The 21,217-nt window shown below is 51.3% G+C and carries 14 protein-coding genes; 11 read left to right on the plus strand and 3 right to left on the minus strand.

What is annotated here, in order from left to right; all coding sequences use genetic code 11:
• The first annotated feature begins 129 nt into the window (after positions 1-129).
• Together rtcR and MYB54_RS19355 are read left to right on the plus strand one after the other, a co-directional pair.
• On the plus strand, positions 130-1,710 hold the full coding sequence (rtcR, locus tag MYB54_RS19350) for an RNA repair transcriptional activator RtcR (RefSeq protein ID WP_248721234.1): 1,581 nt from the start codon (positions 130-132) through the stop codon (positions 1,708-1,710).
• 93 nt (positions 1,711-1,803) lie between these two features.
• Positions 1,804-2,121: a helix-turn-helix domain-containing protein gene (locus tag MYB54_RS19355; RefSeq protein WP_005971176.1), complete on the plus strand. Its 318-nt coding sequence runs from the start codon at positions 1,804-1,806 to the stop codon at positions 2,119-2,121.
• Here MYB54_RS19355 and MYB54_RS19360 read toward each other — a convergent pair.
• A complete protein-coding gene (locus MYB54_RS19360) occupies positions 2,118-2,471 on the minus strand; it encodes a type II toxin-antitoxin system RelE/ParE family toxin (protein WP_180789609.1) in 354 nt (117 codons plus the stop codon). The two genes, MYB54_RS19355 and MYB54_RS19360, sit on opposite strands and share 4 nt — an antisense overlap.
• A 420-nt stretch (positions 2,472-2,891) precedes the next feature.
• Between MYB54_RS19360 and MYB54_RS19365 the strand changes: the two genes are divergently transcribed.
• The 3 genes from MYB54_RS19365 to aspA all read left to right on the plus strand — a co-directional run bounded on the left by MYB54_RS19365 (position 2,892) and on the right by aspA (position 6,564).
• A complete protein-coding gene (locus tag MYB54_RS19365; protein WP_248721235.1) occupies positions 2,892-3,227 on the plus strand; it encodes a hypothetical protein in 336 nt (111 codons plus the stop codon).
• Between the two features lie 665 nt (positions 3,228-3,892).
• Complete coding sequence (locus tag MYB54_RS19370; protein WP_014913980.1) at positions 3,893-4,888, plus strand: LysR family transcriptional regulator; 996 nt, start codon at positions 3,893-3,895, stop codon at positions 4,886-4,888.
• Positions 4,889-5,124: 236 nt separating this feature from the next.
• The gene (gene aspA / locus MYB54_RS19375) at positions 5,125-6,564 is read left to right on the plus strand and encodes an aspartate ammonia-lyase (RefSeq protein WP_014913979.1); all 1,440 of its coding nucleotides are present in this window, start codon (positions 5,125-5,127) and stop codon (positions 6,562-6,564) included.
• A gap of 174 nt (positions 6,565-6,738) precedes the next feature.
• Here aspA and MYB54_RS19380 read toward each other — a convergent pair whose 3' ends face one another.
• Both MYB54_RS19380 and MYB54_RS19385 read right to left on the minus strand, forming a co-directional pair.
• Positions 6,739-7,899: a lipase family protein gene (locus tag MYB54_RS19380; protein ID WP_205592208.1), complete on the minus strand. Its 1,161-nt coding sequence runs from the start codon at positions 7,897-7,899 to the stop codon at positions 6,739-6,741.
• Between the two features lie 177 nt (positions 7,900-8,076).
• The gene (locus tag MYB54_RS19385; protein WP_248721236.1) at positions 8,077-9,198 is read right to left on the minus strand and encodes a ribosomal protein uL16 3-hydroxylase; all 1,122 of its coding nucleotides are present in this window, start codon (positions 9,196-9,198) and stop codon (positions 8,077-8,079) included.
• 382 nt (positions 9,199-9,580) lie between these two features.
• Between MYB54_RS19385 and MYB54_RS19390 the strand changes: the two genes are divergently transcribed.
• From MYB54_RS19390 to MYB54_RS19415, 6 genes are all read left to right on the plus strand, one after another.
• Positions 9,581-10,900 carry a VWA domain-containing protein gene (locus MYB54_RS19390; RefSeq protein ID WP_248721237.1) on the plus strand — a complete coding sequence of 440 codons (1,320 nt, stop codon included), beginning with the start codon at positions 9,581-9,583 and terminating at the stop codon, positions 10,898-10,900.
• A 249-nt stretch (positions 10,901-11,149) separates the two neighbouring features.
• Entirely contained in the window at positions 11,150-12,559 is a 1,410-nt protein-coding gene (locus tag MYB54_RS19395; protein WP_248721987.1) for an SrfA family protein, read from the plus strand.
• On the plus strand, positions 12,560-15,562 hold the full coding sequence (locus tag MYB54_RS19400; protein WP_014913970.1) for a virulence factor SrfB: 3,003 nt from the start codon (positions 12,560-12,562) through the stop codon (positions 15,560-15,562). It begins immediately after the preceding gene.
• The gene (locus MYB54_RS19405; RefSeq protein ID WP_248721238.1) at positions 15,562-18,228 is read left to right on the plus strand and encodes a putative virulence factor; all 2,667 of its coding nucleotides are present in this window, start codon (positions 15,562-15,564) and stop codon (positions 18,226-18,228) included. The genes MYB54_RS19400 and MYB54_RS19405 overlap by 1 nt, the downstream gene beginning before the upstream one ends.
• A gap of 6 nt (positions 18,229-18,234) precedes the next feature.
• On the plus strand, positions 18,235-19,227 hold the full coding sequence (locus MYB54_RS19410) for a hypothetical protein (protein WP_248721239.1): 993 nt from the start codon (positions 18,235-18,237) through the stop codon (positions 19,225-19,227).
• A gap of 9 nt (positions 19,228-19,236) precedes the next feature.
• A complete protein-coding gene (locus MYB54_RS19415; RefSeq protein ID WP_248721240.1) occupies positions 19,237-21,216 on the plus strand; it encodes a vWA domain-containing protein in 1,980 nt (659 codons plus the stop codon).
• Position 21,217 lies beyond the last annotated feature (1 nt).

Below are 21,217 nucleotides of genomic sequence, written 5' to 3' on the forward strand. Positions count from 1 at the left end.
GAAAACAACAAAATAAAAATATAACCAATTGATAATTAATAGTTAAAAAACAAATCATGCAAACTAGCAACGAAACAAAAGAACAGGTAAATTTATCCTATAGGATAATAATTTATATAAAGGTATATCATGAAGCGTCGCGTCGTCATTGGTGTGCTGGGTACCACGTTGGACAAACGAGGTAAACGGGAGAATCGCTGGACCAAATGGCGGCCCACCGTCGGCCTGTGCCAGCAGCCAGATTTTCCGGTCGACCGCCTGGAACTGCTGCACCAGTCACGCAACGAAGGAATGGCACAACAGGTGGCGGAGGATATCGCCGTGGTGTCACCCGCCACGCGGGTCACGCTTCAGGCCGTTGAGCTGCGCGATCCGTGGAATCTGGAAGAGGTCTACAGCGCTTTTCTGGACTTTGCAAGCCGCTACCCGTTCGATACCGAGAACGAAGAGTATTTCGTTCATATCACCACGGGTACTCACGTCGTACAGATTTGCTGGTTCCTGCTGACCGAAGCCCGCTATCTACCCGCCAAGCTGCTGCAAACCGCCCCGGGGGAGAAAGCGGATCGCCCCGCACCGCAGGGCATCTATGCCGTTATCGATCTGGATCTCAGCCGCTACGCGACTCTCACCAGCCGCTTTCAGCATGAGCAGGAGCGCTCCGTCTCGTTCCTGAAATCGGGCATCGAAACGCGCAACAACACGTTCAACGCGCTGATCGACCAGATTGAACGCGTCGCGCTGCGCTCCACCGCGCCGATGCTCTTAACCGGACCAACCGGTGCGGGGAAATCCTTTCTGGCACAGCGTATCTATCAGCTACGCCAGTCCCGCCATCTGGTCAGCGGTCGATTTGTCGCGGTTAACTGCGCCACGCTGCGTGGCGATAACGCGATGTCGACACTGTTCGGCCACGTAAAAGGGGCGTTTACCGGTGCGTTGCAGGCGAGAACCGGACTGCTACGTGAAGTGGACGGCGGGATGCTGTTTCTGGATGAGATCGCCGAACTCGGGCTCGATGAACAAGCCATGCTGCTCAAAGCCATTGAAGAAAAACATTTTTTACCATTTGGGTCAGATAAAGAAGTCAGCAGCGATTTCCAACTCATCGCTGGCACACACCGCAACCTGCACGAGTGGATCGCACAGGGAAAATTTCGTGAAGATCTCTACGCCCGTATCAACATGTGGACCTTTCCCCTGCCGGGCTTGGCGGAACGTCGAGAAGATATCGAACCGAATATTGACTACGAACTCCAGCGCTTCACACGCGATCACCAAACGCAGATCCGCTTCGATAAAGACGCACGGCAGCGCTATCTCACGTTTGCCTGCTCATCGCAGGCCGCGTGGCGCGGCAACTTCCGCGAACTCGGCTCTTCCATCGCCCGCATGGCGACGCTGGCAGAACAAGGACGCATCACCGTGGCACTGGTAGAGGAAGAAATCACGCGCCTGCGGGCCAATTGGCAAAGCGATGCCCCGACAACCGCGCTACCGCCAGAACTCGCCAACATCGACCTCTTCGAACAGCGCCAGCTTGAAACCGTGCTCGACGTCTGTCGTACCGCCAATTCGCTCTCCGAAGCCGGCCGCCAGCTGTTCGCCGTCTCACGCCAGCAAAAACAGAAGCCCAACGACGCTGACCGACTGCGTAAATATCTGGCGCGTTTTGGGCTGAGCTGGGAGGAGTTGAAACGGGACAGGTAACACAAAATCAACAGGACACTTTCCATCCAGTAAACTTGACGAAATATCTAAAATATTAGATATTTCATTTACTGAGATAAGGAGGTAAGCATTATGGCGCTAAAATTCTACGAAAGTCCGTTTCATGTAACGCATGACGCTGAAATTGCCAGCAAGATGGCAATGAAAATGGATTTATCGATCATGATCACTAATTTAATCAAAGAGAAAGGCTGGACACAAAAAGAAGCAGCGGAAAAACTGGGTATCAGCCAGTCGCGCGTTTCAGAACTGAAAAATGCCAAGATTGAGCTTTTCACTATTGACGCCATGTTCGACATGCTGGATGCACTCGGTTTCCGCGCGAAGATGTCGATGCCAAGCCTACATCAGGCATCAATCGCGATAACTGAAATCGAATCAGCAGGCTAACGTTTTTTACAGCGTTCAGTCTCCCTGACATCAGCCATAAGCGCTTTTAGCCGTTGTTCGGCCACCTCCTTAGCTTTACGATCAACGCCGTTGGTCGTTTTCTTAAAAGAATGCAAAACCACTACGGTATCAAGATATTTGGCAACATAGACACATCGATATGCAGGACTACCGTTTATCTTTAGTTCGATAACGCCGATACCAACCCCATCGAGGAAATCAATTGGCAATTTAGGATCTTGCCCATACTGAATGAGGCGCAAGTCTTTTCCAAATTCATCCTGTATATCAGCAGGAAGCGATCGATATTCCCTTTCAGCAGCATCGTTAACAAATGCGAACTTTTTCAAGACAATCCCCTGTCACTATTTCCCGCAAACACCGAAATATCCTTTACTACAGCCAATTAAAATAAAAGAACAATCCTGCTCATTTCCAAAACCAAATCGACTTCTGCGACCTTCATTCCAAAACACGCTGTAATTCCACTGTAAATCCATCCACCCTATTCCACGTTTTCCGCCGTTGGAATAGAGTCTCTGTGCTGCGGCAACATCCGCAGCCGGGCTTGGAACCCCGAACCTCTCAAGACTGAAAAACGCTTTGTTTTTTCAGGGGCTGCGTGCACACTCTTTATGGTGACGCAGGCAGGGCAACCGCAAGGTTGACCGGTCTTCTTGAGAGCCGGGGTTCCAATCCTGTCTGTGTCACCCCCCAAGTTTGGAACCTTGTGTGGTGGCGGACTTAATTATCTCAAGGAAAAAATGACCATGACGGACACTCACGCCACACCCGCTGACAGCACCATTACCATTTTCCGCGATCTGATCGCCAGCCTGCCTTTCGCGCAGTTAGATGACGTTCAGCTCTGCGACCTCGGCGCGATTGCCGCCGAATCAGTTGAAGGCCTGTGCCACGGCCTGCATTACCTCGGCGACACACTACAAAACGACGTGGAACTGCCGCAAGAAAGCCTCAGTCAGCTCGGCGCCTGTCTCAACGCCACCGCGCACCTGATTCCGGCACTGCTGGAAATGTGTGAACAGGCTGAACGCCACGTTCGTACAGTAACGGCAGTGAGTGGCGTACCTCTTACCACACAGTAAAAACAATACGTTATGACTACTCAGGTTGAGTCTTAGCCACATTTTTATGCTGCCGTTGAGGTAGTTTCGTGCGCGATAATGACGTCATTTTCATGCGACTTCGTAGCACGCGCCCGACACGGGACGGCTCACACGCCGCTCGCCCCGTGACCCCAGGCTTTCGGCGGAAATTATGCCGCTGACGCGGTATCTTCGTCGGTATCTGACTTAGCGGACCGCTTGCGACACGTTTACTCGCCCCATAAATGGGGCTCGCCCTTCGGGCCAGCACGAGTGCTGTTCAAAAACGTCTCTGACGTTTTTGTCCGACGTGGCGCAAGCTTTCGCCGCGTCCTGCGGCTCATCCGAAGCCAGCTATCTCCTCAGCATAATTTTTTACGCCGGATAACAGCAAAATCCGCAATCCCCTGTATTTATGTATAAAAACAACACTAACAAGGGGGAGAATACAATCGGTGCTCTAGCAGCCACACCGTGTCATTCATTTCATCTTCAGATCCGCTAAAGCTAGAAATAAGAAAAAATTAATCAGTGATGCAACCTGTATTTTTTCTGAAGTTAGCCGACTATTCTGACATCAGTTAGCGAGGTCGTAGTCAACGAGATGAGATAGACTAACGCTTCATATTTCGACGACATTCACCTTGCAGCGTAGGCAAACTCACATGGTTAAACGCACAGTGTCCGCCAATAAATCGATCGATATGTACGCCGTCTATGTTTTTGTGACGATGGCGGAAGCAGGAAGCATGACGGCAGCCGCGACGCGGCTCGGTCTGACACCTTCTGCCATTTCACAAACGATCCGGTTATTGGAAGAAGATTTCGGCGTCAAATTGGTAAACCGGGCTCGTCGCCCCTTTGTCCTGACGCCTTACGGCATTGCGTTGAAAAACCGGGGAGAAATCCTGACGGAGGAGATTGCGAACCTGAAGGCGCAGGTGTTGGAAGCGGGAAAAGGGATTAAACCTGACTTGCGTATCGGCCTGGTGGATTCGTTTGCTATCACCTGCGGTTCGGTGTTTACCAAGAGTTTGATGAAGAGTTCATCGCAGTTGCTGATTCGTACCGGGCTCAGCCCGCAGCAGGGTGAAGCGTTAATGCGACGCGAGCTGGATTTGATCGTCACCAGCGACCCACTGATCGACAGCGATAGCGTGGTGCGTCACCAGCTGTTTTCCGAAGGCTATTTCATTATCACGCCGCCGGATTACCGCAAACGCATTAAAACGGTTGAGGACATCCGTGAGCTTTCCGCCGCACTACCGCTGGTACGCTTTAACCGGAACTCGCAGATTGGCATGCAGATTGAGCGTTACTTGCGACGCATCGATGTCCGCGTACCAAACATGCTCGAATTTGATAATGCGGATACCTTAACGTCGATGGTGGCGGCAGGTATCGGTTGGGCGGTAACCACTCCGCTCAGTTTCCTGCAATCCGTTGCACACTCCCGTGAGGTGCTAACGCATATGCCGGAACAGCTGAATATCAAGCGCTCGCTGTATATTGTCGGCCACCGTGATGAATACAGCGCGTTCTTTGAAGAAGCGTGTGATGTCACACATGACATTATTAAAACCGTATTTATTCCAAAATTGAAAACGCTGAACCGCGGAATAGAAAAGCTGGTTGAGATCAACCCGGATAATACCGAATAACCTATTTATGATTGGGAGACAGAAAATGGAGGAACATATCCACCACTAGCCATTTAACGATGCTAATTCAATGTTCGTCTCCCCGAGAACGCTTTTTAGTCATGATTTTATACAAATCGTGATGGGTTCGTGTTACCTGAAAATCAAAAAACAGGAAAGACAAACCCTAAAAAAATCATAGTCTTAATATTGAAAACGATGCTATGTACATCGAACAAGAAAAAGGAAGAAGAACCATGTCAACGAATATCCGTATTGAAGAAGACCTGTTAGGTACCCGTGAAGTCCCTGCTGATGCCTATTATGGTATCCATACGCTGCGTGCGATTGAGAACTTTTATATCAGCAATAGCACCATCAGCGATATTCCAGAATTTGTCCGCGCTATGGTAATGGTAAAAAAAGCGGCTGCGCTGGCGAATAAAGAACTGCAAACCATCCCACGTAAAATTGCCGATACCATTCTGCAAGCCTGTGATGAAGTGCTGAATAACGGTAAATGCCTGGACCAATTCCCTGTCGATGTCTATCAGGGCGGTGCGGGTACGTCAGTCAACATGAATACCAACGAAGTGCTGGCGAATATCGGTCTGGAATTGATGGGTCACCAGAAAGGTGAATACCAATACCTGAACCCGAACGACCACTTGAACAAATGCCAGTCGACCAACGATGCTTACCCAACCGGCTTCCGTATCGCGGTGTACACTTCCATCCTGAAACTGGTCGAAGCGATTACCCAGTTGAGCGATGGCTTTGAGCGCAAAGCGAAAGAGTTCGAAAACATCCTGAAAATGGGCCGTACCCAGTTACAGGACGCCGTACCGATGACTCTCGGTCAGGAATTCCACGCGTTCAACGTACTGCTGAAAGAAGAAAACCGTAACCTGCTGCGCACCGCCGAGCTGCTGCTGGAAGTGAACCTGGGCGCAACCGCCATCGGTACACGACTGAACACGCCGGATGAGTACCAGAAGCTGGCCGTTCAACATCTGGCAAAAGTCAGCGGTCTGCCTTGCGTACCGGCTGAAGACCTGATCGAAGCGACCTCCGACTGTGGCGCTTACGTGATGATGCACAGCGCCCTGAAACGCGTCGCAGTTAAAATGTCGAAGATCTGTAACGACCTGCGCCTGCTGTCCTCCGGCCCGCGCACTGGCCTGAATGAAATCAACCTGCCGGAACTGCAGGCGGGCTCGTCCATCATGCCAGCCAAAGTTAACCCAGTGGTACCAGAAGTAGTCAATCAGGTCTGCTTCAAAGTCATCGGCAACGATACCTGTGTCACCATGGCGGCAGAAGCGGGTCAGTTGCAGTTGAACGTTATGGAACCGGTTATCGGCCAAGCGATGTTCGAATCCATCCAGATTCTGTCCAGCGCCTGCTACAACCTGCTGGAAAAATGCGTTGACGGCATCACCGCTAACAAAGAAGTATGTGAAGCTTACGTCTTCAACTCTATCGGTATCGTGACCTACCTGAACCCGTTCATCGGCCACCACAACGGCGATATCGTCGGGAAAATCTGTGCCGAAACAGGTAAGAGCGTGCGTGAAGTGGTGCTGGAACGCGGCCTGCTGACCGAAGAACAGCTGGACGATATTTTCTCCATCCAGAATCTGATGCACCCGGCCTACAAAGCCAAACGCTACACTGACGAAAACGAAGCCGTTTAATTTTCGTTTTCCGTCGCGCTAGCCCGAAGGAAACTTCGGGCTTTTTCTTGCGCATTATTTGCAGTACGCCAGTATTGATTGTCTGCTTGCATATTTGCGATCAGATATGCCAAGGCTTATTGCCCCTCCGATCCTAACCGGCGGTCGCAGCACGGCGTTGGCATAAGATGTCGCTTAGTGTTTTTTCGCATCAGCGTGCAAATTTCTCAGTACGAAAGGAACCGAGTCCCGCAGTGAAACATTCATGGTTCCAGTGTGATCTAGCCCCTTATATTCATGCATCTCAACCGACGTTCCTGCTTTAGCCACGTCACGCGCGAATACGCGCTGCATAATGGTGGGCACATCAATATCCTGCGTGCCGGTTCCAATGAATACCGGATGGGCGATTTTTAGGGTGCTATAGCGCAAACTTGGCGTCTGACTTTCCAGTAATCCCTGTGTTGCAGGCTTCAGGCTATTGCCCGCATTCAGGCCATCATTCATCACTTTTTTCGTTAACTCGTCGATACACATTTCACGCGCGGCGGACACATCAGCAGCGGCTTTCGGCGTAAAATAATCATCAACATTCAGCCCTTTTGTCGTATCGGCAGCGGACAGATAGATGTACATCGCATAGGGAATCTTAGGATCGCCGCCCTCTTTCACCCCTGCATCCCCGGCAAAAATTGCCGCGGCAGAGGTCTTATCGTCAAAATAAGGTACGCCAGTCAGCACCGTTGAGACAATATGCAGATCCGGCGCATAGTCAGGCTGGTAGCCTGCACTCGCAAAGGCCGCGTGTGCCCCTTGCGACTGCCCCACAAGGGTCAACTGATTGCGTAGCGGGAATGCACTAAGCGCAGCTTTCACGCTGTCCAACACGCTCCACGCTTCTCCCCGCGCATTGAGGTAGTGATGCAAACCAGCAGACCCGAGCCCCGCATAGTCTGGTGCCACGATGGCAAACCCCAGCGACAGCCACGTATTCAGATACTGCCCATCACGCCCTGAATGCGGATTAAGAGAAGGGGCACAGGTTGTTTGCACGCCCACCGTCCCATGCGTCCATACCACGACAGGCCAGCCCCCTTTTGGCGTTTCGCCTTTCGGGATGAAAACGGCAGCGGTATCTTCCCGTGGGCTTTTTCCATCCACGCCACTCAACGAACGGTATCGAATCAGATACTGTTCTGCCGCCTCCTGTAAGCCATTTTTCGCATCCAGCGTCGTTTTTTCTACTAACGAGCCAGGAGACGTTGTTTCCGCCGAGGAAAGCAGAGGGATCATACCAACGGATATAATGAGAAATAACGTCAGGAGTTTTCGCAGCATCTGAGGAAAATAGAACATGACATCTCTCCAGGGTGATTGAATTTCACATTCCCCTAGAAGATAGCTCAGTTATCCATTACCAATTAATTCAATAAATCACTAATTGCTAGCAATAGAAGACCCTTCATACGATAGGACGCGGCCTCAAACCACACCATGCAAGAATGCTCTCGGAGGCCGCAACTAAGAAGCGTGTTATTCGTCGAAGAACCAGTAACCCTGATTAACCAGGCCGGTTAATTCAACCACAAATGCCGGATTTTTCAGCGCCGCACCCAGCTCTTTTTTACCGAGAACGGTGTAACGGCACAGTGCATCCGCCGCTTTCGGATCGACCGTGTCCAGCCGTTCACTGTTGATGAAGTAGCTACCGCCGACTTCAAGAACGCGCAGTCCACTCAGACGCGTCAACACACCGCCGTCCATCAGCGCCCACACAACCTCATCCGGCTTGTAGGGCGGTTCTGCCGGCGCGATATCCAGCTCGTGGCGCGGCGTCGTCACAAAGCGACCGAACCACGCTTTCAGCGCTTCTGGCTGATTGATCACGTCGATCATCATCTCGCGCAGACGGTCAAACTCATAGTCCTCAACCCGCCCCGGATGTTCCCGACAGGTCAAATCAGGGTCGCTATAGTGCTCACCGCCAAGATCGTTCTCCAGCACATAGTCAGCAAAGCTGCTGATTAAGTCTCTGCCGTTCGGTCCACGGAACCCCACGGAGTAGTTAAGTGCGGTTTCATGCGTGAAGCCATCGTGCGGGAAGCCTGGTGGAATATAGAGAATATCGCCCGGCTCAAGATCCTCATCAATGATCGGTGGGAAAGGATCGACATGCAGCAACGCAGGATGCGAGCAAAACTGACGCATCGGCAGCTTGTCACCCACACGCCAGCGGCGGCTGCCCATCCCCTGAATGATGAAGACATCGTACTGATCGATATGCGGACCCACGCCGCCGCCCGGTACGGAAAAGGAGATCATCAGGTCATCTAAACGCCAGTCCGGCAACACGCGGAACGGGCTCACGAGTTCAGCAGACGGCGCATGCCAGTGGTTCACCGCCTGAGCCAGCAGCGACCAGCCGGTTTCACCCAGATTATCAAAATGCTCAAACGGCCCGTTGCTGGCCTGCCACTGACCATTTTTATGGCTGACCAAACGGCTATCGACCTCCGGCTCCATCGCCAGACCCGCCAGCTCATCCGGCGTAATCGGATCGACGAAATTCGGGAAAGCATTCTTCAATACAACAGGTTGTTTTTGCCAGTATTTTTCTAAGAATTCAGGCCAATTAAAGTTAAGTTGGTAAGCCATGCGTCCACACCAGTGAGAAGAGAAACGGGCCTGATTATAAAGAAGGGGCTACCAGCGCTACCTTGTCATTGGTCAATGGGCGGGTGTTCAGCGGGGTAAAAAGTAGAGTAGTGGCGAAACATTGCGTCGCTCACCAGCCAGAAAATGCAGCAAATAACCCGATGCAACAGCGTTTGTAAGCTTAAGCAAACAATGGTGTATTGGATTGACTTATCTCAAATTTTAGAGGTTGCCAAGTAAGATTAATCTTATTAACATCCTTTATATAAGCTATATTGGCTTTCATTTTCAATCAGATCAATCTACTTACATCGATAGCGTTGCTGCCCAAATGATAAGAATAACAAGGACTGTTGAACAATCATCGAACTTACAATGGCAGATGACATGCTATTCCGCGATGCTTTCCGCCGTTGAACCACATTTATCGCTGGCCCATAGAAATATATTTGCACGCCCAGTACAGGCCGATGACGGTGCTATCGAATGGTATAGCGAGATGAATGGTCAGCCGATTCGGTTGACGGATCTGCCCGCACCAGAAAGGGGGCGAGCAGAAGCGCTGTTAAAACAAAAACAGCAAATAATCAGTGAGTTAAAGGATAGATTAGCTCAAGACAGTCGTGTACCTGAAGATGTGCTGCGGCTGCTGACTTTTGCCAGCCAGCAACCTGCTGATTCAAGCATTTGGGTGATTGGTGGTCAGCCTGTCATGACGGAGCTGTCGCCCCCGCCAGTGACGATAGCTCCCCCAGTAGTCACACCTCGCCGTATCTGGTGGCCGTGGCTATTGCTGCTGTTATTGCTGGTCGTATTGGCTCTGTTCTTATTGCGCGGCTGCCTGCCAGTGACGCCGACGGAACCGGTACAACAAGCAGAACCCGTCACACCAACGGAACCTGTTAAGCAGGCAGAACCTGTCACGCCAACAGAGCCTGTTAAGCAAGCAGAACCCGAACAACCACCCGAACCGTTAACACCGGCGGAACCTGTACAACCCCAAAAACCCGTGCCACCCAAAAAAGTCATACCGCCAACACCTCCGCTATCCACTAAGGCACTTTGTCCGGCACAGCGTACCGTTCAGCAGGCTCCAGAAGTGGTGGTTGTTCTTGATGCATCCGGTTCAATGGCAGTCAGTATGGATGCCACGCAGGATGAGATAGATCTTTGGGTGGCAAGCTTGACACTCCTCGGGAATGTTGAACGTGAACCGCGCCGGATCAGCCTCGCACGCCGTTCAACAAGTAATATTATTGATAAATTACCCAACGACATGAATATCAGTCTGGTAGCCGCAGCCGATTGCCGTCAGGTCAGCGTCTCAGGGCCATTCCCGCCATCGCGGCGTACAGAATTGAAAAACCGGATCAATCGCATTGAACCGCTAGGCAAAACGGCTCTGGCAGAAGCATTGGTACATGCTGGTAAACTGGTCGATGGTGTCAATCGTGATGCGATCATCCTGCTCGTCACCGATGGAGAGGAAACCTGTGGCGGCGATCCGTGTGCAGTCGCTAAACAACTGAAAAAAAGCAAACCTCGGCTACAAATCAATGTTGTTGATATCCTCAGTACAGGCGCAGGAAATTGCATTGCCGCCAATACTGGCGGTAGTGTTTTTGCCGTGAACAATACTCAGGAGTTCAGCAATATCATGAATAAGGCCATGAAAGAGTATATTCCTGAAGGGTGTGAATAGCAGGGCTGAGTCCTCATAGCAACGGAAGCGTCGTCGCAAAGAAAACAATTCAGTGCCAAAGAACACATCTATTCCAATCAGTGGGATAGATGTGTTCTACCTGAACGATACCAATGAAACATCGATAGCTTTTAGCGTAGAGGCTAATCAACTTACTCGTACGCGGCATTTTTAACGATCTCGAAAAGATTATATCGCGTCTTTTTACTTTTTTATTAACACAAGCAAAGGCCTGCAAACGTGAAAGAGATGTTTCTGTGTAGTGATAAGCTCGATAAATATCAGTCCATGGGCGAAAACGGACAAGCGGTGCATATTTCAGCACTGCAACTTCGTGAAACACTGCGTTTGCGAAAACAGCACGTTATAGCGGATACCCTCGCTATCCCCCAAATCAATGAGCATGGCAATCGCATCGATTGGTATGCGCCATTTTCGGGTGACATCATTCCATGGTCTGCCGCTACCGACAGTGAACGTCAGGCCGCGCTAAGCCAGCTAGAAGTCAGTCAGGCAGCATTACGCCAGCTAAGCGAAGAGCAGCGTAGAAATACTCAACCAGAACAGCGGTTATTCGGCCAATTATTGGAAAAAGCGTTACAGTTTCCCGATCAGCAGCACGTCTGGCTCGTGGCTGGAAAACCTGTGATCAGTTTCTGGGGATTCGTGAACGCTCAGCAGCAATCCAGACTCGACCCGCTGGACTGCTTACGTACTGCGGCACCATTAATTCCGGCTACAACCATTCCGGCTACAACCACAGCCGCTACGGTAAGCATGCCCTCTGCTACGACGGATGCTGGCATTAACGCCTCGACTCCCCCTGCTCGGCACAATGCACGGCGGCGGCTACCTGTCTGGCTGTACTGGTTACTACCATTGCTGCTGCTTCTATTACTGGCGCTGCTTCTGCTGCGCGGTTGTGTTCCGGGCATCACGATTCCCCTCCCCAGCTTCAGCATGAAGGGACCCGAGTTACCGGCAATAAACCTGAATAAACCTGAACTGCCAGCGGCTTCCACGACGATGGAAGGCACAAGCCTGACCATGACAGCATCCAGTATCAGTTCAGTCAGTGGCGAAATATCTACAGCGATATCTGCCAATACTGACTCCGGGAAGCTAAATATCCCTCAGTTAGGAACACCATTATCAGAAGGTACACTATCGGAAGGTACACTATCGGAAGGTACACCACCGACACAGGCTCCAACTGCCGCACTTGATCCCTCTCTTTCGGCCGCTTCCGGAGCCGTAAATACGACGACAGGAACTCAAACGCCGCTGAGCCTGCCACAGGAGGCACTTGCACAAGGCAATACGGCTTTTCTGAACGGACGCTGGCATGCCGGCGCGGGTATTCAGGATGGGCGCACGGGTAAGCCTCTGAGCCTAAGCTACCAGATCAAAGGTGGCAAAGGTGAAGTACGGATGGTGCGTGGTGATGGCGTCTCTTGCAAAGGGGTAATTAATGCACTGACGCGTTCAGGTCAGCTCACCATTAATAACCAAGGTGAAGCCCAGTGCACCGATGGATCGGTTTATCAGATGCCAGAAATCCTCTGCACGCCTGGCGCGAAAAATATCGCGGATTGTAAAGGCCGTTACGATGCCAATACTCTTTTCCCTATCTCGATGAAGCAGGAGGCAAGTAACTAAATGCTGGCTGAACTCACTGATTTTAAAAAACAGGTCAAACTCATTCGTGACAGCGGGATCCAATTTCTTGATTTTGCTTTTACGCTACCTCCACGCAAAGAGTACGGTGAATTTCTACGCCAACAAGGTGACGGCCCTATTCTGCGACTGGCCTATAACGAGCGCGAAGATAGATACCACATTCCGACGCAGGATAACGAAGCGCCACGTTCCGTCGAGTCCGAGTATTCTCTGGCAATTGAAGACTCATTGCGGCTGTATCAGGGAATCTGGTTCCCTCTCCCCTTTTTCCGTTTCAACCCGCCACGCGCCTTTTCACAAGGGCCAGCAAACTGGGCCCGCGTTCAATTTCATGAACTGGCCGAGCCGGACGATAAAGGCAACACCTGGCGTGCCATCCTGACTTTTGACACCAAAATTTTCCCCGATCGCACCAATACCCAGTATCTGGCTCCCAGTGAGGATGACGTGCGTTCTGGCGCGGGTTTTGCGTTGGCCAAACACGTGCACGAAATGGGCGACTTTCTTTCCCAACAATGGGTAGAGGAGTGGTTGAAAGATGTCTACACCACTCAGGCTCAGGAGCGGTTACGCCAACACTATGAAGACAATGAAGAAAAACTGGCGCTTAAAGAACATCAGGCGCATTACCTGAATCTTCTCAGTGTACTGGCCGACACCATTCACATCCCGGAAGTACAGGTTAACGACGTCAAAATTCGCGATACGGCAATCCCGGTCGATTTGGTGCTAGATATTGGTAACTCACGAAGCTGCGGCATCCTTATTGAAGAGCATCGTGATGATAACAAGGGATTATCACAACTCTACCAGTTGCAGTTGCGCGATCTCAGTCAACCCCAATATGTCTATAATGAACCGTTTGACAGCCGTCTGGAGTTTGCTCAGGCGGAATTTGGTAAGCAGGATTTCTCTCTAAAGAGTGGGCGTAGCGATGCCTTTACCTGGCCGACAATCGGTCGAGTTGGCGGTGAAGCATTTCGCATGGCGGCCCAACGTCTTGGTACCGAAGGCTCAACGGGCATTTCCAGTCCGAAGCGATACCTCTGGGACGATCAATCCTATTCGCCAGGCTGGCGATTCAGTCAGGCCTTCGTGAAATCAGATCGTGAACCGCTGGCGACTGCCGCTCCCTTGCTCTACATGCTTAACGATCAGGGCAAATTATTAATCCGCGTCCCCGAAGATGAGCGGATGCCCGTATTTTCACCGATCTACAGCCGCAGTTCGCTAATGACCATGATGCTGTCAGAAGTGCTGAGTCAGGCGCTAATGCAAATTAACAGCCCAGCACAACGGTTGAAAATGAACCATGCCAGCACGCCACGTCGGTTGCGTAATGTCATTATGACCGTACCACCAGCCATGCCGAAACCCGAGCGCGCCATTTTCGAACAAAGCATGCACGATGCGATTCGTCTGGTGTGGAAATCTCTCGGCTGGGAAGCGATGGAATATGAAGGCAACGATCCGCAGCAATTGAAGCATCCCCACCCGGGCGTACATGTCAAATGGGATGAGGCTACCTGTGGGCAACTTGTCTACCTGTATAACGAGACGCAAAATTATTTTGGTGGGCGCACCGACGAATTTTTTTCCGCCACCCGTCGCCCAGATAACCAGATATCAGGAACGGAAAAACGCAGCCTGAAAGTGGCCTCGATCGATATTGGTGGAGGAACGACAGACCTGGTGATTTCCCGCTATACCCTGGATGAAGGCCAGGGTATTAACGTACGCATCATCCCCAAACAGCTATTCCGTGAAGGGTTTAAAGTCGCGGGAGACGATATTCTGCTCGATGTCATCCGCCTTTATCTGCAGCCAGCGGTAAAAGCCGCGATGATGAAAGTAGGACACAGCGATATTGCGTCCGAATCAATCATGTCACAACTGTTTGGCAGCGAATCGATTGAGGCAGGCAAGCAGGTATTGCGCCAGCAATTGACGTTGCAAATTTTCGCGCCGTTGGCATTGGCGATTTTACATCGCTACGAAGAATATCAGCCGGATGAAGGACGTGAGCTTCTGAGTTACACGTTCCGTGAACTACTGGAGATAAACGTACCGACGCAAAAAGTGCAGGACTATGTGAACGATGCTGTTCGCTCTGGACAGTCTGATAACAGTCTCCCGTTCTCGATCCTTGATGTTCCGTTAGAAGTCGATTTATCCCAACTGCACAACGAATTTATCAATCCGCGTAGCGGGCGGATGAACATTTGTCACAGCCTACGTGCGCTATGTGAAGTCCTGTGGCATTACAACTGCGATATCTTGTTGCTGACCGGTCGTCCATCACGCTTGCCCGGTATTCAAGCACTGATCCGCCAGCTACAGCCCGTGCCACCGTCACGCGTTCTTCCACTACATGGGTATGAAACTGGCGGCTGGTATCCGTTTAACAAAAAGGGATGCATTGATGATCCCAAATCTACCGCCGTCGTGGGAGCCATGCTCTGTCTGCTGGCAGAAAACTCCAGGCTGAATAATTTTTACTTCCGTACAGCAAATTTTGTGCCCTATTCCACCATTCGCTATCTGGGCATGCTGGACGGTAACAATGTCATTAAAGACAGTAACGTCTTTTACCGCGATATCGATCTGGATGCCGATAACTTCCAGCTTAATCAAACCCAAGGGTTTGAGTCCCGTGGTGAAGTCCGTATTGGTTTCCGACAGCTTGATAATGAGCGCTGGCCTGCATCGGCACTGTACACCTTGAAGATAACCAACCCCAATCTTGCCAGTGAACTCGCAGGCGATGCGGTTATGCGTCTGCAGTTGCTGGCCGAGCAAGGACGCCCCCGCAATGGTGAAGAGGCCGTCAGTCCAGAAAGATTCCGCATTGAATCGTTGGAGATGGAGAATGCACGCCGTAACTACAGCCGAAAAGATGTGGCATTCCAATTGAACACTATGGTCGGTAACGGTATGGGAGAAACCCATTACTGGCTGGATAGCGGGAGCGTTAAAAGCTAATGAATACCATCAATTCCAAGCAAATTATTCAGGGCTGGCACAATGTTGAAGCTGGCGCAGAGCAGGCGATTGACTGGATCGCGGCCGTACGTGAAGACGCTCAGAATCTGGATAAGGAAGCCGATCACCTGACGCTTAGCCTACGTCGCAGCCGTAACAAAGCCCGCAGGCTGGCGCAGGCGGCGGCGAAACCGATGACGGTGGGCTTCTTTGGTTTATCACAAGCAGGTAAATCCTATTTGATCTCCGCACTGGCGGCAGGCGAAAACGGTAATTTGGAGACAGAGCTTGCCGGTAAACAGCTTGATTTCCTGAAGCACATCAATCCACCAGGTGGAGGGAAAGAAGCCACGGGATTAGTCACGCGTTTCAGCAGACGCACCGCTAACACGCCTGAACATAAACACGTTTCCCTTCTCCTCTTCAGTGAAGTAGAGATGGGGAAAATCCTGGCGAATGCTTTTATCTATGATTTTAATCAGGAAAAATTTAACTGGCAGTATGATGAAAAGCGAACCCATAACCTGCTGACCGCACTGTCAAAGCGCCGCTGTTCCTCTCGGGTTCCTGGCGTAACAGAAGATGATGTTGTATCGCTGTGGGACTACCTCAGTCGTCATGCAGGAAAGAGCCAAAGCCGTTTGGCATTGCATTATTGGCCTCAGGCGATTGTGCTGGCCCCCTGGCTGACGCCGAACGATCGCGGGCTGCTTTTTTCTGTTCTATGGGGCGAAATACCGGAGCTAACCGAAGCCTACACCCAGTTTGCGCAGACGTTGCAACGCGTGGGCGGCGCGCATGAAGTTTGGGCTCCGCTACACGCGCTAGTACAGGAAAAAGATGGCTTACTCGTTCAGCACGACAGCATTATGAACGTTGATATGCTGGAACGTCTGAATAAAGAACCTGATGTCCGTATTGAAGTCACGCCTGTGAAGGATGGCCAAGCGGGTACGTCCGTTGACATCTCTCTGGCAGAGTTGGCCGTTCTGACGGTTGAGCTGCATATTCCGCTGCTCGCGCCTCCTCGTGAATCTCTCTTTGAATCGGTGGATCTACTCGATTTCCCTGGTTATCGCGGTCGTCTGGGCGTTGAGTCGATGGATGACATACGTCGGGAAGTGAAAAGTGAAGACAGTAACCCGCTTGCGCAGTTAATCCTTCGCGGGAAAGTCGCCTATCTCTTTGAGCGATATACTGAAAATCAGGACATGAACGTATTAGTTGTTTGCACCGCGTCTACCAAACAGTCTGATGTAAAAGAAGTTGGTGATGTACTGAATGAGTGGATCAACTATACGCAGGGCGCAGACCCAGAGGCACGCGGACGCCGATTGCCCGGTTTAATATGGGCGCTCACCATGTTTGATTTGCGCATCAGCCAAGGGCTATCCCATGACGAAGCCATTCTTCGTCAGTCCTGGGGACTTGGAGGGATGATCAAAATGGCGATAACGGAACGCTTTGGTAAATATCAATGGCTGCAGGAGTGGCAGCCGGGACAGGCATTCAATAACACGTTTCTAGTACGTAAACCTGGCCAGATAACCCCGTTCATCCACATAGAGAACGAGAAAGAAAACGCCATCCGCGAAGAAAGCAAAGCGCAGCTGGCGCTGATGCGAAAAACCTTCCTGGAGGATGGTGCCGTTACGCGCTATATCGCCAACCCGGAAGCCGCCTGGGACGCCATGCTCAACCTGAATGACGGGGGGATGCGCCGGATGGCCGATTACCTCTCTCAAGTCGCTCGCCCAGAAGTGAAGATGGAGCGCATTGCAGAGCAGTTACAGGATATGCGCGATGAACTGGTAGAAAGGGGATTAGGGAAATGGTATCAGCCCGAAGGTGAAGAAGAAGTTGCGAAAAAAAATCTCATCGCTCAAGAGATTCTCGCCGCATTGAAAAAACGTAATGGCATGCACGGTGAGCTGTTAGCACGTCTTGTCCCCACACGGCGATCCCTACAGGAGCTTTACCTGCAGCAAATTTCGGTGGAAACGGAGGACGTTGCTGAGGAAGAGGCCGACTTTTTTGATATCGGCGTTGACGATGCCTTTGGTCTCGATACCCCCGTAGCGGCAGTGCATAGTCATGAAACCACCTTTGCTCGCCAGGCATTACAGCTTTGGATTAACCATCTGCGCGACCTGCCAGAAACGCCAGCAATGTTGAACTATATCAATCTGCCAAGGCCAATCATCGTGCAATTGGTAGATGAACTGATCACGGGTTTATTACGGCTGAAGCTAGAAGATGCGCTGGTTGGCGTAATGGCCAACACCGAGCAGGCAGGTGTTCGCCGCGAGCGTATGGTCGAACGTCAGGTATCACGCGTACTGCACGTGATGAGCAATTTTGTCACCTGGCTTGGTTATTTGACTGTCCCCGAGGCAAAACGCCCCGTTCGCCCCAACATGCCGGATCAGGCCATTTTCACCCGCCCGACGCAATGCGACAGCGTACAGTGGATGGATGACGAGCGTCTCACATGTCTGACACCGCAACAGCTTAACTACAGTGCCATTTTTATTATCGATTGGCTGATCGGTCTGGAAGCGTTGATCGCCGAGAACGCAGGCCATTCAGTGGGTCGGGAGATCAGCGTGGCACAAAATGAAAAACTCGGCGCAATCATTCACCGTATTAAAACTGCACAGGAGTAACCTGACGTGATCAAACCAGAACTAAAACCCTTAACACCTGTCCAGCCTGGCTATGCACTGCTGCTGTTACGGGCATGGAAAGGGGCTGAGGAAGGTGTCACGATCTCGGTGTTACGTAATCAGGACCATCTTTATCTCGGTAACAACGGGCAGTGGAGTAGCGGTGAAGTCTTTTTAACCCTATCGCCTCTGGCACAGTACGACGATGTACCTGGCGTGCAGGTTGGACCCACGTTTCTCGACCCGCTGCTGGCAAATCGCCAAGCTGCTTACAGGATTACGGTTAAAGATATCGCCACAAGTGATGTTGGCGTACTCACCATCACCGATGGTCTACTGAGTTCTCAGGCAAGCGGTGAAAATAATCCATTAGCGACTGTCCAGCCAGTGGAAGAAGCGCCCGTTCAGGAAATTTCCATCCCTGAACCACAGCCAGAACCTAATCCAGAACCCACTCCGGAGCCTCCTGCGCCCGTACCGCAACCTCAGGTACGAACCGATGCATCCAGCGATAAGCCCAAGTCCGGTAAAACGGGTGTGCTGATCGCCATCGTGATCCTCATCCTAATATTGCTTGCCGCCGCAGCGTGGTGGTTTACTCGCAGCCCAACGCCTGCTGCGGCAACCACTACCGCGCCCTCCGTCGCCAAAGTTAGTGGGCCTTGCGGTGATGATCAGATGAAAAACAGCGATGAACTGGAATTTGTCAAAGGTTGCCTGCGCAGCCAACCGAGCAGTGCTCAACTGATTGACGTTATTAGCAAAGCCAAAGCAGGTAAGCGTTGCGACATTGCCCAACGTTTATACGCTTACAAAGCGCAGTCGGGAGATACGCAAATGGCAATGCGCTACGCCCAGGAATACGATCCGCAAACGGCGAAAGCCGGTGGTTGTTTCAGCCCTGATGCACAGACAGCAGCCTACTGGTACGAAACCATCGTCAATAAAGATCCGCAAAACAACGATGCTAAAGCCCGCTTAGCCGCGCTGAAAAAATAGGATAAAAGAATGAATTATGTTCACTGGTTCAGTGGCCTATTTTGTGCCGCCGCCTTTAGCTTCCCAGCACTCTCTGCCGATCAAAAGCCACTGCTGCAGGAAGGAAAACGCACGCTGTACCAACGCGTGCTGACTTATCCAGGCTGTGAGTTAGCGGATAAAATGGGCGATTCAGGCAAAGAGCAGCCTGCGTTTAGCCGTTTCTACGTTTATCAACGCAGCCAAAATGGGCAGGATGAATGGTTACAGGTAGGGCCGGATAGCTTAGGGCGCGTTTCCGGTTGGATGAAATCATCTTGTACCGTGGATTGGAAGATGCAGCTGACGCTGGCCTTTACCAACCCATCAGGCCGCCATCCGATGCTGTTCTTCCGCGATAAGAGTGACGTTGAAGCCATTCTTAATAGCAAGAAGCCCTCTGCCATGTTGGATCCGCTTCTGACACGTTTGAAGCATAATCAGCCCGTACCGCAAGTTCTGGCCAGAGAGCCAGATTACATGGTTGATCAACTTAAAAATTTCTATCTTCTGCCAGTACTCGGTTCGGATGATATTTTCACCGACACCGGCTTCCAGGTTCGTGTCCTGAATGTCGCATCGGTTAGCGAAAAAGCCAATGCAACAACGGGGGCGGGTGGTTCCCCGTCGGACGAAAAAAATGGGCAGAACGAAAAGAATATGATGAAAGGCTTCTCTGCGTCAGTGGTGTTCGTGATCGATTCCACCATTTCCATGGGGCCTTATATTGAACGCACTAAAGAGGCTATCGATAAGATTTATCAACGCATTGAGAAAGAACAGCTACAGGATAAGGTGAAGTTTGGCTTGGTCGCATACCGCTCCAGCGTCAAAGTCGTGCCGGGTCTGGAGTACGACAGCAAAATGTATGTTGACCCCAACACGGTGAAAAGCGGTAAAGACTTTCTCGCCAAAGTGCATGACCTTAAGCAGGCCACGGTATCAAGCAGCAAAATGGATGAAGATGCTTACGGTGGCGTAATGATGGCGCTGGACCAAGTGGACTGGACCCAGTTTGGTGCCCGTTATGTCGTACTGATTACCGATGCCGGGGCACTTGAGGGGTCAGATAGCTTATCCTCAACGTCACTCGATGCTGCTCAGGTGCGTCAGGAAGCCGCGTACCGTGGCGTGGCACTTTACGCCATGCATCTGAAAGCCCCAAATGGAAAGAAAAACCACGCCTCGGCAGAAGCTCAATATCAGGATCTGACGCTGAACCCCTTTCTGCATAAGCCTTTGTATTACCCTATCGATTCTGGTGACGTGAACAACTTTGGCAAAATGGTCGATGGGCTGGCTAACGCCATTACCGGGCAGATAAAAACAGCCTGGAGTGGCGAGAATACCGTGGGCAGTGCGCTCGGTGCCAGCCCAGAATACGCGGGCAAGCAAACGAATCCACTGTTAAGCGATGCAGAAAAATTGAGCAATGCGATGCGTCTTGCCTACCTTGGCGAAAAACAGGGGACGCAGGTGCCACCCGTATTTAAGTCGTGGATTAGCGACCGCGATCTGGTGAAACAAAATATTCCAGCCACAGAAGTCCGGGTACTGCTCACTAAGAGCGAACTGAGCGATTTAAGCGATGTGATGAAAAAAATCATCAACGCGGCTAATGAAGGGATGATTTCGCCGGATGATATGTTTGCCAGTCTGCGTTCGCTGGCAGCAACCATGGGAAATGATCCGAACCAGGCAAAAAGCAAGAGTGCCACCCGCCTTGGTGAGATGGGGCTTCTGGGCGAATACATCGACAGCCTCCCCTACCTGAGTGAGGTGTTGAGCCTGGATGAAGAAACCTGGAAAAGCTGGGATGGCCTCGAACAGGAACGGTTTATTCGCCGCCTGAACACCAAACTCAGCTACTACCAACGCTACAATCAGGATGTTGACCGCTGGATCGCACTGGCACCTGGCAGCGACCCTCGGGATAACGTCTACCCGGTTCCTCTAGAAAATCTGCCCTAAT

Source organism: Pectobacterium nicotianae (assembly GCF_023272715.1).
GTDB classification, from domain to species: Bacteria; Pseudomonadota; Gammaproteobacteria; order Enterobacterales; family Enterobacteriaceae; genus Pectobacterium; species Pectobacterium brasiliense.